Annotated in this window: 15 protein-coding genes; 6 read left to right on the top strand and 9 right to left on the bottom strand. The window is 62.6% G+C overall.

Translation table 11 applies throughout. The features are described 5' to 3' along the window. Positions 1–470 precede the first annotated feature (470 nt). The 3 genes from NKH01_RS21345 to NKH01_RS21355 all read left to right on the top strand — a co-directional run bounded on the left by NKH01_RS21345 (position 471) and on the right by NKH01_RS21355 (position 3,400). Positions 471–2,216 carry an ATP-binding protein gene (locus NKH01_RS21345; protein WP_353022352.1) on the top strand — a complete coding sequence of 582 codons (1,746 nt, stop codon included), beginning with the start codon at positions 471–473 and terminating at the stop codon, positions 2,214–2,216. Continuing rightward, positions 2,191–2,958 (top strand): peptidoglycan-binding domain-containing protein, encoded by a 768-nt coding sequence (locus NKH01_RS21350; RefSeq protein WP_353022230.1) that lies wholly within the window; start codon positions 2,191–2,193, stop codon positions 2,956–2,958. Before NKH01_RS21345 ends, NKH01_RS21350 begins: the two co-directional genes overlap by 26 nt. A 94-nt stretch (positions 2,959–3,052) precedes the next feature. Beyond that, positions 3,053–3,400, top strand: a complete 348-nt coding sequence (locus NKH01_RS21355; protein WP_353022232.1) for a DUF1491 family protein — start codon at positions 3,053–3,055, stop codon at positions 3,398–3,400. Positions 3,401–3,404: 4 nt separating this feature from the next. On the opposite strand, the gene NKH01_RS21360 is transcribed toward NKH01_RS21355, so the two are convergent. Continuing rightward, positions 3,405–4,415: a DUF2336 domain-containing protein gene (locus tag NKH01_RS21360; protein ID WP_353022234.1), complete on the bottom strand. Its 1,011-nt coding sequence runs from the start codon at positions 4,413–4,415 to the stop codon at positions 3,405–3,407. Positions 4,416–4,602: 187 nt separating this feature from the next. On the opposite strand from NKH01_RS21360, the gene NKH01_RS21365 reads away from it, so the two are divergent. After that, complete coding sequence (locus NKH01_RS21365) at positions 4,603–4,794, top strand: hypothetical protein (RefSeq protein WP_031193791.1); 192 nt, start codon at positions 4,603–4,605, stop codon at positions 4,792–4,794. A 14-nt stretch (positions 4,795–4,808) separates the two neighbouring features. Here NKH01_RS21365 and NKH01_RS21370 read toward each other — a convergent pair whose 3' ends face one another. The 6 genes from NKH01_RS21370 to NKH01_RS21395 form a co-directional block, all read right to left on the bottom strand. Continuing rightward, positions 4,809–5,357 (bottom strand): DUF1254 domain-containing protein, encoded by a 549-nt coding sequence (locus NKH01_RS21370; RefSeq protein WP_353022236.1) that lies wholly within the window; start codon positions 5,355–5,357, stop codon positions 4,809–4,811. Further along, positions 5,350–5,934 (bottom strand): DUF1214 domain-containing protein, encoded by a 585-nt coding sequence (locus NKH01_RS21375; RefSeq protein ID WP_353022238.1) that lies wholly within the window; start codon positions 5,932–5,934, stop codon positions 5,350–5,352. The genes NKH01_RS21370 and NKH01_RS21375 overlap by 8 nt, the downstream gene beginning before the upstream one ends. 97 nt (positions 5,935–6,031) lie before the next feature. Then, a complete protein-coding gene (locus tag NKH01_RS21380; protein WP_353022240.1) occupies positions 6,032–8,191 on the bottom strand; it encodes a transglycosylase domain-containing protein in 2,160 nt (719 codons plus the stop codon). A 623-nt stretch (positions 8,192–8,814) separates the two neighbouring features. Then, entirely contained in the window at positions 8,815–8,976 is a 162-nt protein-coding gene (locus NKH01_RS21385) for a hypothetical protein (RefSeq protein WP_023718397.1), read from the bottom strand. 82 nt (positions 8,977–9,058) lie between these two features. Further along, positions 9,059–10,678 (bottom strand): chaperonin GroEL, encoded by a 1,620-nt coding sequence (gene groL / locus NKH01_RS21390; protein WP_353022242.1) that lies wholly within the window; start codon positions 10,676–10,678, stop codon positions 9,059–9,061. A 101-nt stretch (positions 10,679–10,779) separates the two neighbouring features. Next, complete coding sequence (locus NKH01_RS21395) at positions 10,780–11,118, bottom strand: co-chaperone GroES (RefSeq protein ID WP_023718396.1); 339 nt, start codon at positions 11,116–11,118, stop codon at positions 10,780–10,782. Between the two features lie 243 nt (positions 11,119–11,361). Between NKH01_RS21395 and NKH01_RS21400 the strand changes: the two genes are divergently transcribed. Beyond that, entirely contained in the window at positions 11,362–11,634 is a 273-nt protein-coding gene (locus tag NKH01_RS21400) for a hypothetical protein (protein ID WP_353022354.1), read from the top strand. Next, complete coding sequence (locus tag NKH01_RS21405; protein ID WP_023718394.1) at positions 11,631–11,897, top strand: DUF1488 family protein; 267 nt, start codon at positions 11,631–11,633, stop codon at positions 11,895–11,897. The genes NKH01_RS21400 and NKH01_RS21405 overlap by 4 nt, the downstream gene beginning before the upstream one ends. Here NKH01_RS21405 and NKH01_RS21410 read toward each other — a convergent pair. Beyond that, positions 11,894–12,118, bottom strand: a complete 225-nt coding sequence (locus NKH01_RS21410) for a hypothetical protein (RefSeq protein ID WP_353022244.1) — start codon at positions 12,116–12,118, stop codon at positions 11,894–11,896. The genes NKH01_RS21405 and NKH01_RS21410 overlap by 4 nt on opposite strands. 44 nt (positions 12,119–12,162) lie before the next feature. Then, positions 12,163–12,411 carry a hypothetical protein gene (locus tag NKH01_RS21415; protein ID WP_353005169.1) on the bottom strand — a complete coding sequence of 83 codons (249 nt, stop codon included), beginning with the start codon at positions 12,409–12,411 and terminating at the stop codon, positions 12,163–12,165. Between the last annotated feature and the right edge of the window lie 86 nt (positions 12,412–12,497).

Below are 12,497 nucleotides of genomic sequence, written 5' to 3' on the forward strand. Positions count from 1 at the left end.
ACCGCGATATTGGCACAGACGCGCAAAGGACGGCTTGTCCCGAAAGCAACAGTTTTCCTCAAATTTTAGGCAGATTCGAAACGAAGCGTTTTGAAATTCATTTGCCTCGAAAGGCACAGATTTTATTCAGCAAAGGGTAACCATCCAACCTGTTGTTTTTCCTGCTCGTTTTTTGACCCGGCGACAGTTTGATGCCCTCGGCCCAAGTCCAGGCGCGGGCGGTCCGGATAACGCTCCGTTTACTATGGCGGCAATTGCCCCGGTTTTTCGCCGCCGGTATCCCGATATTTGCAGCCGGCCGGGGGACGATCGGCCCAGCCTTATCCATTCCTTAAACGCTGGATGCGAGTTTCGGATCGACAAAAGCCACCTGCAAAGCAGGGCCGTTCACGACCGGGTGCGTTGAGTTGAGTGCGATCAAGGCCAGATACGCCGAGTTGCCGGGCGCGATAGCCGCCGGTTGCGAACGGATGGTTCATCCGTCCGTCCTCGGCCAGGATGACCGCCGCCGCCACAGCCGGTTCATTGGCGCCATGCTGGCGGCTCCTTTCTTCAGCGCAGGTGCGGCGGTGACGCTGGTCACGTCGGGCATGGGCGCGGCCGTGACTGTGGCTGCGATCTTTGCCGCGTTCGGCCTTTGCTGGTTCGCCGCCCTGCTGGTGGCTGCATCGGGTAAGATCACTCTGGCCGGCCAACTAGCCTTGGTCGTGAGCAGTGTTGCCCTGGGTGCCCTTGTCGCTGCCGCCGGCGGTGTGGCCTCGCCGGTTGCCGTGCTTGCGGTGGCGCTGCCGTTTGAAGCCTGGTGGATCGGCCAGTCGCGCCGTGCCGTGATCTGGGGCGCCATATCGGCCCTTGTCGCAGTCTTGCTGCAGCCTTTCGCCGGTTCCGTCTTGCCGCTCGGCCAGACCGAAATCGCGGCATGGCACTGGCTGGTACCACTGGCCTGGGCGCTCACGCTCTTTCCGCGTGTCGCTCCACTTCGTGGCGCCGCCAACGCACAGCTCGATCCTGCCGGCAGCGACCGGCTCGAAGACCTGATCGACGCTGTCGTGCTGCGAATAGCGGCGCATGGCGAGGTTCTGGACGCCTCGACCAAGGCGCGCACGATGCTGAGGCTGCCGCCGGAGTTGCTTTTCGGCGCCGGGCTTTTCGATCGCATCCATCTGTCCGACCGCGTCCCGTATCTCAGCGCGCTGGCCGATATGCGCGATGGCGCTCTGTCGCGCCGGCTCGACCTTCGCGTCCGGCTGCCGCAGAACAGCGGCGTGACGGCCGACAATTACCGGCCGTTCTCGCTCGAGATGATGCGCGCGCCGGGGCAGGAGACTGTCTTCACGCTCGTTCTGCGCGAGAATGATGAACTGGCCGGACTGCGCCAGGAGCTTGCCGCCGCCAATGAAGCGGCTGCCTCGGCCGAGGTGGCGAAAGGACGCTTCCTTGCCGTCGTCAGCCACGAGCTGCGCACCCCGCTCAATGCCATCATCGGTTTTTCGGACATGCTGCTGCACGAGATGTTCGGCACCTTCAAGGATCCGCGCCAGAAGGAATATGTCGGCTTGGTACGGGATTCGGGCCAGCACCTGCTTGCCGTCGTCACCTCGATACTCGACGTATCGCGGATCGAATCGGGCGCCTATGCGACCGAACCGGAACCGTTCCGCTTCCGCGAAGCGGTCGAGATGTGCCAGTCGATGATGCGCCTGCAAGCCGAGGCAAAAGCCATTGATCTGCAGGCCCAGATCGCGCCGGACGCAGGTGAAATAAATGCCGACCGTCGCGCCGTGCAGCAGATCCTGATCAATCTCGTCTCCAACGCGATCAAGTTCACGCCCGAAGGCGGCAACGTCGTCATCGGCGCCAAGCGGATCGGCTCGCGGCTGCATTTCTGGGTCCGGGACACCGGCATTGGCATCGCCGAGGAAGATTTTGCCAATCTCGGCAAGCCGTTCATGCAGATACAGAACGACTATACCCGCCGGTTCGAAGGCACCGGGCTCGGGCTTTCGCTGGTGAAGGGGCTGGTGGCGCTGCACGACGGCACCATGTCGATCGAAAGCATGCCGGGCGAGGGCACCACGGTAACGATCAGCCTTCCCGTGAACGGCCCGACGGGCCACTCGGCGGACAAGACCGGCGTGGTGCCGATGTCCGCGGCCAAAGCCAGAGCGGACGGTGGCAAAGGGGAGAGCAATGGGTCGCTCCGCAAAACAGCCTAAGGCGGTCAAACGCCGCGGCAATGCCTTCGAGCACGGAGCGATGGCTCTGGGCAGCCTGATCTCGCGCAATCCAGTTGTGGTCGGCGGCTCCACCGCATTCCTGGTGACGCTGTTCTACGTCTCGGCGAACGCTCTTTGGTACCAGCCCTTTCCGCACGCCGGCGCGTTTTTCGTCACCAGGAGCATCGAGCGCTTTCCCCGGGCGGACAGCGACGAGCCCGAAACCACCATCAACATCGTGCGTCCGGCCGCTGCGCCGATCAAGAGCGACCCGGTCGTCGAGCAGGTCCAGGGCATATTGAGGGATCTCGATTTCTATTCCGGCACCGTCGACGGCATTCCCGGACCGAATACGCGCAAGGCCATCCAGGCCTATCAGCAGAAGGTCGGATTGAATGCCTCCGGCGAGATCGACAGCATTCTGCTGGATCAACTGGGTGCCACGCCGACGACCGCGGCCGTGGTGCCGCATCCCGTGCCGCGGCCGGTCGAAACGGCCGCTGTTCCAGCCGCCATTCCAGCGTCCGCACCGGCAAATGCGGCGGCACCTGATCCCCGCATCGTCAAGATCCAGGCCGGACTGAAAGCTTTCGGCAATGACGACATGCAATTGGACGGCGTCGTCGGCGCACGCACCAAGGCCGCGATCAAGGAATTCCAGGCGCTTTTCGGCCTGCCCGAGACCGGCGAGCCCGACGAGATCGTCTACGTCAAGATGCGCGAGATCGGCCTGACCAACTGAGGGTCGTGACGGCCGCACGCCGGTCGCTCGGCAAAGACCGGTTACAGTCTTCCGGCCAATGCTGTAAGGACCGCCGCATGGCCAGGAATTCTCCATGCGCGTAACTACCGATCTGTGGGTGTCGGCGCTGTTGCGCCGGGTTTTCAGCGCCGGCGGCTTTGCCGCCGTGGTCAAGCGCGGCGCGACGGAAGCCGGTGCGGTTTTCGTGTTGGCGCGTAGCAGGCTGGGAGAGATGGCGCTATTCGGGCCGGCGCCGCAGACGAGCTACGATTCGGCCAGGCCGGACGACCGCTTTTTCAGCCTGCTTGGCGAAGGCGACGATGCCGCCATCTTCGACGCGCGGCTGGAGCGCGAGAAGAAATTCGATCCGGATATCTGGGTGGTCGAGGTCGAGGCGGGCGCCATTCCCGTCGAGGACCTTATCTCGGTCAAGCCGCCGTAACTTTTCAGACGCGGCGCGCCTTTGCGACAGCGGCAACATCGGCGCTGTTCGGCTTGCGCAGGTCGGCGTTTGCGGCGACGCGCCCGGGCTTGCGAACGATTTTCGACACGGTGTCGGCCTTCCAGCCGCGGAGCCTGTCCAACGCCGCGTCGCGGTGCAGCAGGCGGTAGCGGTCGAGGAAGATGCGGATCGCCTGCGGGTGCGGAAACTCGGTCGGATAGATGGCGGCCGTGATCAGGAACGCCTTGTCTTCGCTAAGGTCGAGCGCGCGCAAGGCGGCCAGCAGCGGTGTGTAATTTTGGCTCGTGGTGAGCGTCCGCGCCGTTGAAAAATCGACTTCGAGCGCATCGGCGAGCGCTGTCTGGAAGAATGCCGCATTGCCGGTCAGCGCGGTCTCGCGCAGCTTGACATAGGTTTGCGGCTCGACGAACGGACCGATAGCGGTGCCGCTCTCGGCGCGCATCATGGATCGCAACCGGCGGCGTACTGTTTCGGCGGCATCGGAAGCCTCTTGCCTGTTGGCATCGCTCGCAACCACTTCGGCGTTTTCGGACGCGGCTTTGGCGGTTGTTTCCGGCTGCTGTTGCGACCGCACCAGCGTCGGCCTTTCGAGCACTTTGATGAGATCCGCGATCGTTTGATTGAGATCCTTGCGGCGGGCAATGGCACGGGCATGCGGCAGCCCGTGGCGCCCGATCAGCGCGATCAGGTCGACGTCGCTGAGGGCACGCGAGCGGATGAGCAGCGGAGCGGCGATATCGACCCGCTCCTGGCAAAGCCGCCGCACCAGCGCGGCGGGTGCATATTCGCATTCGGAAAGGGCTGCCGCGACGTAGCGGCGCGATTCGACCGAGACATTGTCGAAAAGCGGCAGCGTCAGGTCTTCGAGCTGCGCGATCTCGCGGCGTGAAGGTCGGGTGAGCGAACAGAACGCCGACACCGCGGCGCGGAACAGCCTCTCGGCCTTTCCCGATTCAGCTCCTGCTGCGATTTGCCTGAAATCCGAAGCTGACACGAAGGATACGCCTGACACTCGACACGATCTGGACTGCGCTCTGCCGGGCTGTACCGGTTTCGCGTTTCCCAAGAACAAAGATCAATTTAGCGGCGATCCGTTAGCGCTCCGTTAACCTACTGTCTCCTTAATCGACTATGGAGGCGTTGCGTTGTGCTCCGGGGCAACCGAGAGGAATACGCGAACCATGGGCATGGTACTGTCTTTCGTGCCGCGAACGGCGGCAACCAATCGAGCACAACAAACCGCGGGAACGCCGGCGGCGGTGATCATCTTTCCCGGGGTCCGCTACGAGCAGCGGCCGCTGACCGGCGAGACGCGGCCGGTCGGCCCCGATAAGCCGGGACCTTCGGGGACATTGCCGGTACCGCATCACTGAGCATCGGAAGCGGTTTAAAAATCCTGCAGTTCGCAGGAACTCTGTTCGAGAAACCGCGAGACGATCGGCTTCCAGCTGTCGTCGGGCACGAACGAGCGGATGACGAACATGCCTTCCGCTATCGGCGCTTCGACGAAGATCGCCCCTTGCAGTTCCGCGGGAAGATTCTTGCGGACCTCGATCATCTGCGCCGGCGTCAGCACCACGGTGTCGAGCACGCCTGCGGTCGCGCTGCGGTCGTTGAACGAGTAGATGTTGTGGCCGCCGCGGTCATAGACCGATATCGACCAGAACGGCACCTTTCCCGGCGCCTTGACCCGCACCATCCCCTCGGCAAGGTCGAAGCGGCAAGCCGCCGCATAAAACAGCGGATCGACCGATTTCACCACCGGCGCGCCGCCGGCTTCCGCGTCGAGCCTGGTCATCTTGTAGAGATCCGAAGCCATGGCCAATCGCGACCAGGCGTCGCGTTCGGAAAACTCGGGGACGAGCAGCAGCACGATGATGTGCACGATGCCGGCGCCAAGCAGGCCGAGCAGCACGGCATGCAGCAGGCTACGCATTGCAGCCGACCTTCTGGATCTGCGGCAGCGTGACGTCCGAGAGGCCGGTGCTGCTGGCGATCGGCGTGTCGTAGAACGTGAGCACGAAGTACATCCCACCGGCGCCGCTGGTCAGCAGCCAGTTATCAGGCGCCGGGCGGCTGCCGACGGAAATGATCACCGAATTGTCGGCCTGGCGCAGCACTTGATAGGACTGCAGCGCAGCCGGCCTCGGCTTGCCGGTCTCGATCAAGCCAAGCGACCGATCTGCGGCATAGAGGGTCCAGAACCGGGCCGTGGGAAAGCCGCCCGCAATCTTGTAGGCACATTGCCGCTTGAGCTGCTCGCCGCCGGAATCGCGCTCGGCGACAAAAGACAGTCCTTCCGCCTGTCCGAGCGCCAGCACGCCTTCGCGCGCCACGCGGGCCTTCGAATAGGGATTCGCCGTCGGCGTGCCGATATCGGGGAAGGCGGTCCATTGGCCGATCCTGATGGCGCCGACGCCGTCCTGCAGCTTCAGTGCATACCAGACGCTGCCGCCACCGCCGACGACGGCGATGGCAAGCGAAAGCAGTGTCAGGAAGGCATTCTTGAGCATGAGGAGCCGGGGAACCGAAGGCCGGGGACTGAAAGACTGTCGCTCGGGATATCGCGGTGCGGGGGCTTGTGGCAAGCCGCCCTGTGGAATTGACCGCTCACAGCGCCGAGAGGGTCTCCGGTGCAGCGGGCGCGTCGAGCACGGGTGCCGCCTGGAACAGCTTGGTCAGTTCCTTCAGGGTCTGGGTGGTCCGGCTGGACAGCACCGGCGGACGCTCGGCGGCGGCATCGGCTGCTGCCTGTTCGGCGCTCTTCTTTTCCGCTTCCTCGGCCTTGGCAGCGATTTCGGCATCGACGAAGGGGTGATCGAGGCCGGGGATCGGTCTGAGGTCGATATTCTGGTGCGCATAGAGCATCAGGCGCTGCCACACCATGGCCGGCAGCGTGCCGCCGGTCATCTTGTTGGTCGCGGTGAAGTCGTCATTGCCGAGCCAGACGGCGGCCGTGTAGTTGCCGGTAAAGCCGACAAACCAGGCATCACGATAGGACTGGGTCGTGCCGGTCTTGCCGGCGATAACGATGTTTGGAAGGGCCGCGCGCCGGGCCGTGCCGATCACTGGAACCGCTGCCAGCATGGTGTTCATGTACTTGAGCGCCTGCTCCGACAGCACCCGGTGCGGCGGCGCCGCATCCTTGGCGAAGTCGTAGACAACCTCGCCGGTGCGGGTGAAGAGTTGGCTGACGCCATGCCGGGTTCCGGCAAAGCCGTTCTGGGCGAACACGCTGTAGCCCGTCGCCTGGTCCATCACGGTCATGCCCGATGTGCCGAGCACCATGGTCTTGTGTGATTCCAGCGGTGACTCGACGCCCATCGCCTCGGCCATCGCCTTGATCGGCTTGATACCGAGATAATCCTTGGCAAGCCGCACGGGCACGGTGTTGATCGATTTGGCCATCGCCGTGATCAGCGTGACGTTGCCGGCCGACCCGCCATTGTAATTGTGGGGCGACCAGCTGCCCCAGGAGATCGGTCCGCCGGAAACCACCGAATCCGGCGTGAAGCCATGCTCCATCGCCGTTGCATAGACATAAGGTTTGAAAGAGGAGCCGGTTTGGCGAAGCGCCTTGGTGGCGCGGTTGAACTGGCTGGCGCCGTAGTCGCGGCCGCCGACGATCGCCCTGACCGCGCCGTTGGTCTCGATGACGACGATCGCGCCCTCGGTGACGTTGTATTCCTTGCCGAACTGGCGGAGGTGGAATTCCATCGATTCTTCGGCCGCCTTCTGGATGTTGGCGTCGAAGGTGGTGTGGGCGACGAGCGAGTGCTGGCCGCTTTTGGCGGCGATTTTCTTGACCTCTTCGAAGGCCCAATCGAGATAATAGTCGGGGCTTTTCTGCTCGCCGCGATCAACGATTTCGGCCGGGTGTAATCTTGCCTGTAGCACCTGGCCTTCGGTCATGAAGCCGGAATCGACCAGGTTGGACAGCACGACATTGGCGCGCGCCCGGGCGGCGGGCAGGTTTATGTGCGGCGCATATTTGGTCGGTGCCTTGAACAGGCCGGCCAGCATCGCCGCCTCGGCAAGGTTCAGGTCCTTGACGCTCTTGCCGAAATAGAAATCTGCCGCCGCCTCGATGCCGAAGGTGCCGCCGCCCATATAGGCGCGGTCGAGGTAAAGCTGCAGGATTTCCTTCTTCGACAGATTGGCTTCGAGCCATAGCGACAGGAAGGCTTCCTTGATCTTGCGCTCGAATGTCCGCTCATTGGTCAAGAACAGGTTCTTGGCCAGCTGCTGGGTGATGCTCGAGCCGCCCTGGACGACGGAATTCGCCCGCACGTTCTCGAATATGGCCCGCGACAGGCCAAGCACGTCGATGCCGTAATGGTCGAAGAAGCGCCGGTCCTCGGTGGCCAGCACCGCCTTGATGACATGGTCGGGCATCTCGTCGACCGGCACCGAATCGCGCTGGATGATGCCGCGCTGGCCGATCTCGTTGCCGTAGCGGTCGAGGAAGGTGACGGCGAAATCGCCCTGCGTGCGCCAGTCGCCGGCGGTTATCTGAAAGGCCGGCAAGGCCAGCGCCAAAAGCACGACGATGCCGCCGGCACCGAGCGTAAACCCTTCACTCAACAGTTCGATCATGCCGCGGCGCCAGCCGCCGACGCGGAAACGCCGCGAGAAGATGGTCGCCGCTTCCCAGAACTGACGCGCCCTGAAGCCGATTTCGTAGACCGAGGAATCGATCCACGCATCCACCGCCAGCAGCCTTGCCGCGATCGGACCTCTTCTCTTGCGTGGTTCCAAAGGACTGGCCATTCCAGGATCCGGCTGCGGCGATGCCGCCAACTGAGAAACCGCATGCCGGCAATTTCAGGGCGGCGCGCCTTGCAAGACTATTCGTCCATTTTGGTGCTGCCGACAAGGGCGATGAAGGTAAGGGCGATGAAGATATAGCGGGCGGTTCGTCGAGGGGAAGACGGCTCCCGCGAGGCGTCAGCGCAGGATGTTGGCTGCCCTGCGCGAGTAGGTGGTGCCGTCGAGTTGGGCTAGCATGAAGGTCGGCACGCGCCAGCGTCGGCAGCAGCGACGCCGACCGGATGCCGTTTGCCGTGCGGAATTCACCCGTTGCCGCTCCATTGCTCAACTTGGGCGGCTCAACCTGGGCGGCTCCACGATGGTCCAGTCGAGCCTGGATTGAACGATCAGGCTTTCCTTCACCTCGTGGTCCGCCACCTCATGGCGCAGAACCAACGGTACGATGACGCCGCCAAGTAGCGGCCCCAGTTGCCGCCGCTCGGAGATAGCTTGACCGCACCATGCAGGCACTGACGGCGCTTGTGCGTTCGGGCAAGAATCGCATTCAGCTGGCGCTGATCAGCGACGAGACGCGATAAGGGTCTGGTGCCGCGCTTGCGCGGGGTGCCGAGGATTGGCAATCGTCACATGGGACGCTTGTCCGCGATCTTTTTCGGGTCGCGGCCTATCGTGCCGGCGTCGGCTTTCCTGTGCTTGTCGGCAAGCCTGCGAATGCGATCGAAGCGGCTTTCCTCTGCCACTTTGGTCTTCGTGGCTGCATTTGGCTTCGGGACGAATGCGATCATGGATCGATCTCCTTGCCGATGGCGCGCGCCGGGGAATATCCCCCGGCGGCTGTCTTTCAGGCTTGTTTCCGGCAGCGGCTGGTCAATAGCCCATGCCGCCGGGCGAAGCAGCGGCTTCCTTGGCTGAAACGTCTGTGATCATGGCCTCAGCAGTGATCAGTAGCGCCGCAATCGAGCCCGCGTCCTGCAGCGCCGTCCGCACCACCTTCGCGGGGTCGACGATGCCGGCCTTGATCATGTCGACATAGACCTCGTTCTGGGCATCGAAGCCCTGATTGTGGTCCTTGCTGTCGGCGAGTTTGCCGACGACAATCGAACCTTCGACGCCGGAATTCTCGGCGATCTGCCGGATCGGCGCTTCGAGCGCTCTCGACACGATCGAAATGCCCGCCGTTACATCGGCATTGGCTCCGGTCAGCCCGTTCAGCACAGCCTTGGCGCGCAGCAACGCGACGCCGCCGCCGGGAACGATGCCTTCCTCGACGGCCGCGCGGGTGGCGTTCAGCGCATCGTCGATGCGGTCCTTCTTTTCCTTGACCTCGGATTCGGTGGCGCCGCCGACGCGGATGACGGCAACGCCGCCCGCCAGCTTGGCGAGACGTTCCTGCAGCTTCTCCTTGTCGTAGTCGGAAGTGGTTTCCTCGATCTGCCCCTTGATCTGCTGGACGCGCGCCTGGATGGTGGCCTTCTCGCCGGCGCCGTCGATGATCGTGGTGGTGTCCTTCTCGATCAGCACGCGCTTGGCGCGGCCGAGCATGTCTATGGTGATGTTCTCCAGCTTGATGCCGAGATCCTCGGAAATCATCTGTCCGGCGGTGAGCACGGCGATGTCTTCCAGCATCGCCTTGCGGCGGTCACCGAAGCCAGGCGCCTTGACGGCCGCGACCTTGAGGCCGCCGCGCAGCTTGTTGACGACCAGCGTCGCCAGCGCTTCGCCCTCGACGTCCTCGGAGATGATCAACAGCGGCCTGCCGCTTTGCACCACGGCCTCGAGGATGGGCAGCAGCGCCTGCAGATTACCGAGCTTCTTTTCATGGATGAGCACGTAAGGCTCCTCCAGCTCGACGCGCATCTTCTCGGCATTGGTGACGAAATAGGGCGAGAGATAGCCGCGGTCGAACTGCATGCCTTCGACGACGTCGAGTTCGGTTTCGGCGGTCTTGGCCTCCTCAACGGTGATGACGCCGTCATTGCCGACCTTGTCCATCGCCTTCGCGATCATGGCACCGACGCTGGTGTCGCCATTGGCGGCAATGGTGCCGACCTGCGCGATCTCGCCTGAGGACTTGACCTTCTTGGCTCGAGCCTGGATTTCCTTGACGACGGCGGTGACGGCAAGGTCGATGCCGCGCTTGAGGTCCATCGGGTTCATGCCGGCGGCAACGAATTTGGCGCCCTCGCGCAGGATGGAAGCGGCAAGCACCGTGGCGGTGGTGGTGCCGTCGCCGGCGAGGTCGTTGGTCTTCGAGGCCACTTCGCGCACCATCTGTGCGCCCATGTTCTCGAACTTGTCGGAAAGTTCGATTTCCTTGGCCACCGTCACCCCGTCCTTGGTGATGCGCGGCGCGCCATAGGCCTTGTCGATGATGACGTTGCGGCCCTTAGGGCCGAGCGTCACCTTGACGGCGTTGTTGAGGATTTCGACACCGCGCAGCATGCGGTCACGCGCGTCGGTGGAAAATTTGATTTCTTTGGCAGACATGATTTTTTCCAGTTCGGTTGGTGTGGCAAGACGCTTGCAGCGCGCCTGAATCAAAGCTTGGAGCATCCTTTGCGCGCCCGGCAGGGCGCGCGGCATTCCAATCAGGCGGCCTTCTTGGTAGCCACGCTCTTGTCGATGATACCCATCTCGCTCTTGTCGATGATGCCCATGATGTCGGCCTCCTTCATGATCACAAGGTCCTCGCCGTCTATCTTGACCTCGGTGCCGGACCATTTGCCGAACAGGATGAGGTCGCCGGCCTTGACGTCGAGCGCCATCAGCACGCCGCTTTCGTCCCGCGCGCCCGGCCCGACGGCGATCACTTCGCCTTCCTGCGGTTTTTCCTTGGCATTGTCGGGGATGATGATGCCGCCCTTGGATTTGGTGTCGCTTTCGGCGCGCCGAATGACGACGCGATCGTGGAGTGGCCGGAATTTCATGGGGACTCTTTCTGGGGCCGGCTTAGGCGGCCGCCCCTCTCTATAGGCGCCTTGGCACTCGATTGATAGGAGTGCCAAAAAATATTCATGGGGCATGTCAAATATTGAATGAATTATTTTGCCTGGCTATCCCTTGGTGTTCGGGCATTGCCGAATATTAATGAAATTGAATTTCTGTCTTTGAACACCTATTTTATGGTGAAGTTCACACTCACGACTTTCGCTGCAAGGGAGATTTTACCGATGGCCGAAGGCAATCAGAACATCATGGAAAAAGCTCAGGCTCGCTTCATGGAAAATCAAAAGAAAACGGCGGAGCGGAACAAGGCAACTGCCGAATATCTCTCGGAGGCCAAGGCCAGGGCGATCAAAACGGCAAGACTGAGGGAATTGCGACTGGCCAAGGAAGAGGCGGATCGCGCGGCGGCAGCTCTGAATCCGGTCGCCCCAAAGAGGAAGCGGGCGCCGCGGACAGTCAAGCAGGCCGTATCCGTATCGAGGGAGGCCAAATCATGAGCCTGACATTTCCCAATCCCAGCCGCAGCTACGACGAGGCAAGCAAACGCATCCGCTTCGTCGGCCATGACGGCATGTTCCAGATTTCCTTCTCTGTCGCAACCGATGCCATCTCCAAAGTGCAGCCGGGAACGGCGGCCTCGGAAGCTACCTATCTGGCGGCCTTCGACACGGCTTCCAGCTCGATCCACGATGTCGCCAGGAATGCCTATGCCCGCACCCGCAGGAGCATATATGTGCTGACTGCGGCCGATTTTCGCTAGATCCGTCGCGATCCGTCCACAAGACGCTTTCTCGGGGCTTCCGGTCCGCCTTCGCCCGCCGCGATGTCATGACTGTTCAGCCGATCGACCATCGCGTGCGCATCGCACGTGTTCATGCCGACCATGGATTGCTGCTTGAGCTCGACAGGCTGGCCGGTGAAGACGTAGAAGACGGTCCAGCTGTGAGGACGTTCCATACGCAGCGCGTAGCGGTTTGCCATCTTGGCATCCTTTAGTTTCCGCCCGATCGATGAATGTCGCTCGGTCAGGCTTGGGCGACGAAGAATATTGCCGCCAGGACAAGCACCGTCCACAAAACGACGAACAGCTTCAGGGCCAGGCTACCGTGCGCCGAGAGCAGCTCCCGAGTGCGGTTGACCAAATTCTTGATGGTCATCGACATGGTCGGCGCCGCAATCGCGACCGGCCGCGCCCTGACCCCAAGCTTTCCGAAAACAGGCAGCAGCGATGGCTCGCGCACGAAAACGACCTCGAATGTTTGGAAACCAGACATCTTCATAGCATCGTTCTTCGAACGCCCTGCACGCCAAATGAATTCGCGTCACCCTCAAGGGCGTCCGTGACGCGAAAGGCCGCGGC

This window comes from Mesorhizobium sp. M1403 (assembly GCF_040317695.1).
In the GTDB taxonomy this organism is placed as follows: domain Bacteria; phylum Pseudomonadota; class Alphaproteobacteria; order Rhizobiales; family Rhizobiaceae; genus Mesorhizobium.

Excerpts from the sequence above, each read along its gene's own strand:
- NKH01_RS21370 (WP_353022236.1), bottom strand. The coding sequence starts at position 5,357 with ATGCGTAGCCTGCTGCATGCCGTGCTGCTCGGCCTGCTTGGCGCCGGC.
- NKH01_RS21345 (WP_353022352.1), top strand. The coding sequence starts at position 471 with ATGGTTCATCCGTCCGTCCTCGGCCAGGATGACCGCCGCCGCCACAGC.
- NKH01_RS21355 (WP_353022232.1), top strand. The coding sequence starts at position 3,053 with ATGCGCGTAACTACCGATCTGTGGGTGTCGGCGCTGTTGCGCCGGGTT.
- NKH01_RS21395 (WP_023718396.1), bottom strand. The coding sequence starts at position 11,118 with ATGAAATTCCGGCCACTCCACGATCGCGTCGTCATTCGGCGCGCCGAA.
- NKH01_RS21385 (WP_023718397.1), bottom strand. The coding sequence starts at position 8,976 with ATGATCGCATTCGTCCCGAAGCCAAATGCAGCCACGAAGACCAAAGTG.
- NKH01_RS21380 (WP_353022240.1), bottom strand. The coding sequence starts at position 8,191 with ATGGCCAGTCCTTTGGAACCACGCAAGAGAAGAGGTCCGATCGCGGCA.
- NKH01_RS21375 (WP_353022238.1), bottom strand. The coding sequence starts at position 5,934 with ATGCTCAAGAATGCCTTCCTGACACTGCTTTCGCTTGCCATCGCCGTC.
- groL (WP_353022242.1), bottom strand. The coding sequence starts at position 10,678 with ATGTCTGCCAAAGAAATCAAATTTTCCACCGACGCGCGTGACCGCATG.
- NKH01_RS21400 (WP_353022354.1), top strand. The coding sequence starts at position 11,362 with ATGGCCGAAGGCAATCAGAACATCATGGAAAAAGCTCAGGCTCGCTTC.
- NKH01_RS21365 (WP_031193791.1), top strand. The coding sequence starts at position 4,603 with ATGGGCATGGTACTGTCTTTCGTGCCGCGAACGGCGGCAACCAATCGA.
- NKH01_RS21405 (WP_023718394.1), top strand. The coding sequence starts at position 11,631 with ATGAGCCTGACATTTCCCAATCCCAGCCGCAGCTACGACGAGGCAAGC.
- NKH01_RS21410 (WP_353022244.1), bottom strand. The coding sequence starts at position 12,118 with ATGGCAAACCGCTACGCGCTGCGTATGGAACGTCCTCACAGCTGGACC.
- NKH01_RS21350 (WP_353022230.1), top strand. The coding sequence starts at position 2,191 with ATGGGTCGCTCCGCAAAACAGCCTAAGGCGGTCAAACGCCGCGGCAAT.
- NKH01_RS21415 (WP_353005169.1), bottom strand. The coding sequence starts at position 12,411 with ATGTCTGGTTTCCAAACATTCGAGGTCGTTTTCGTGCGCGAGCCATCG.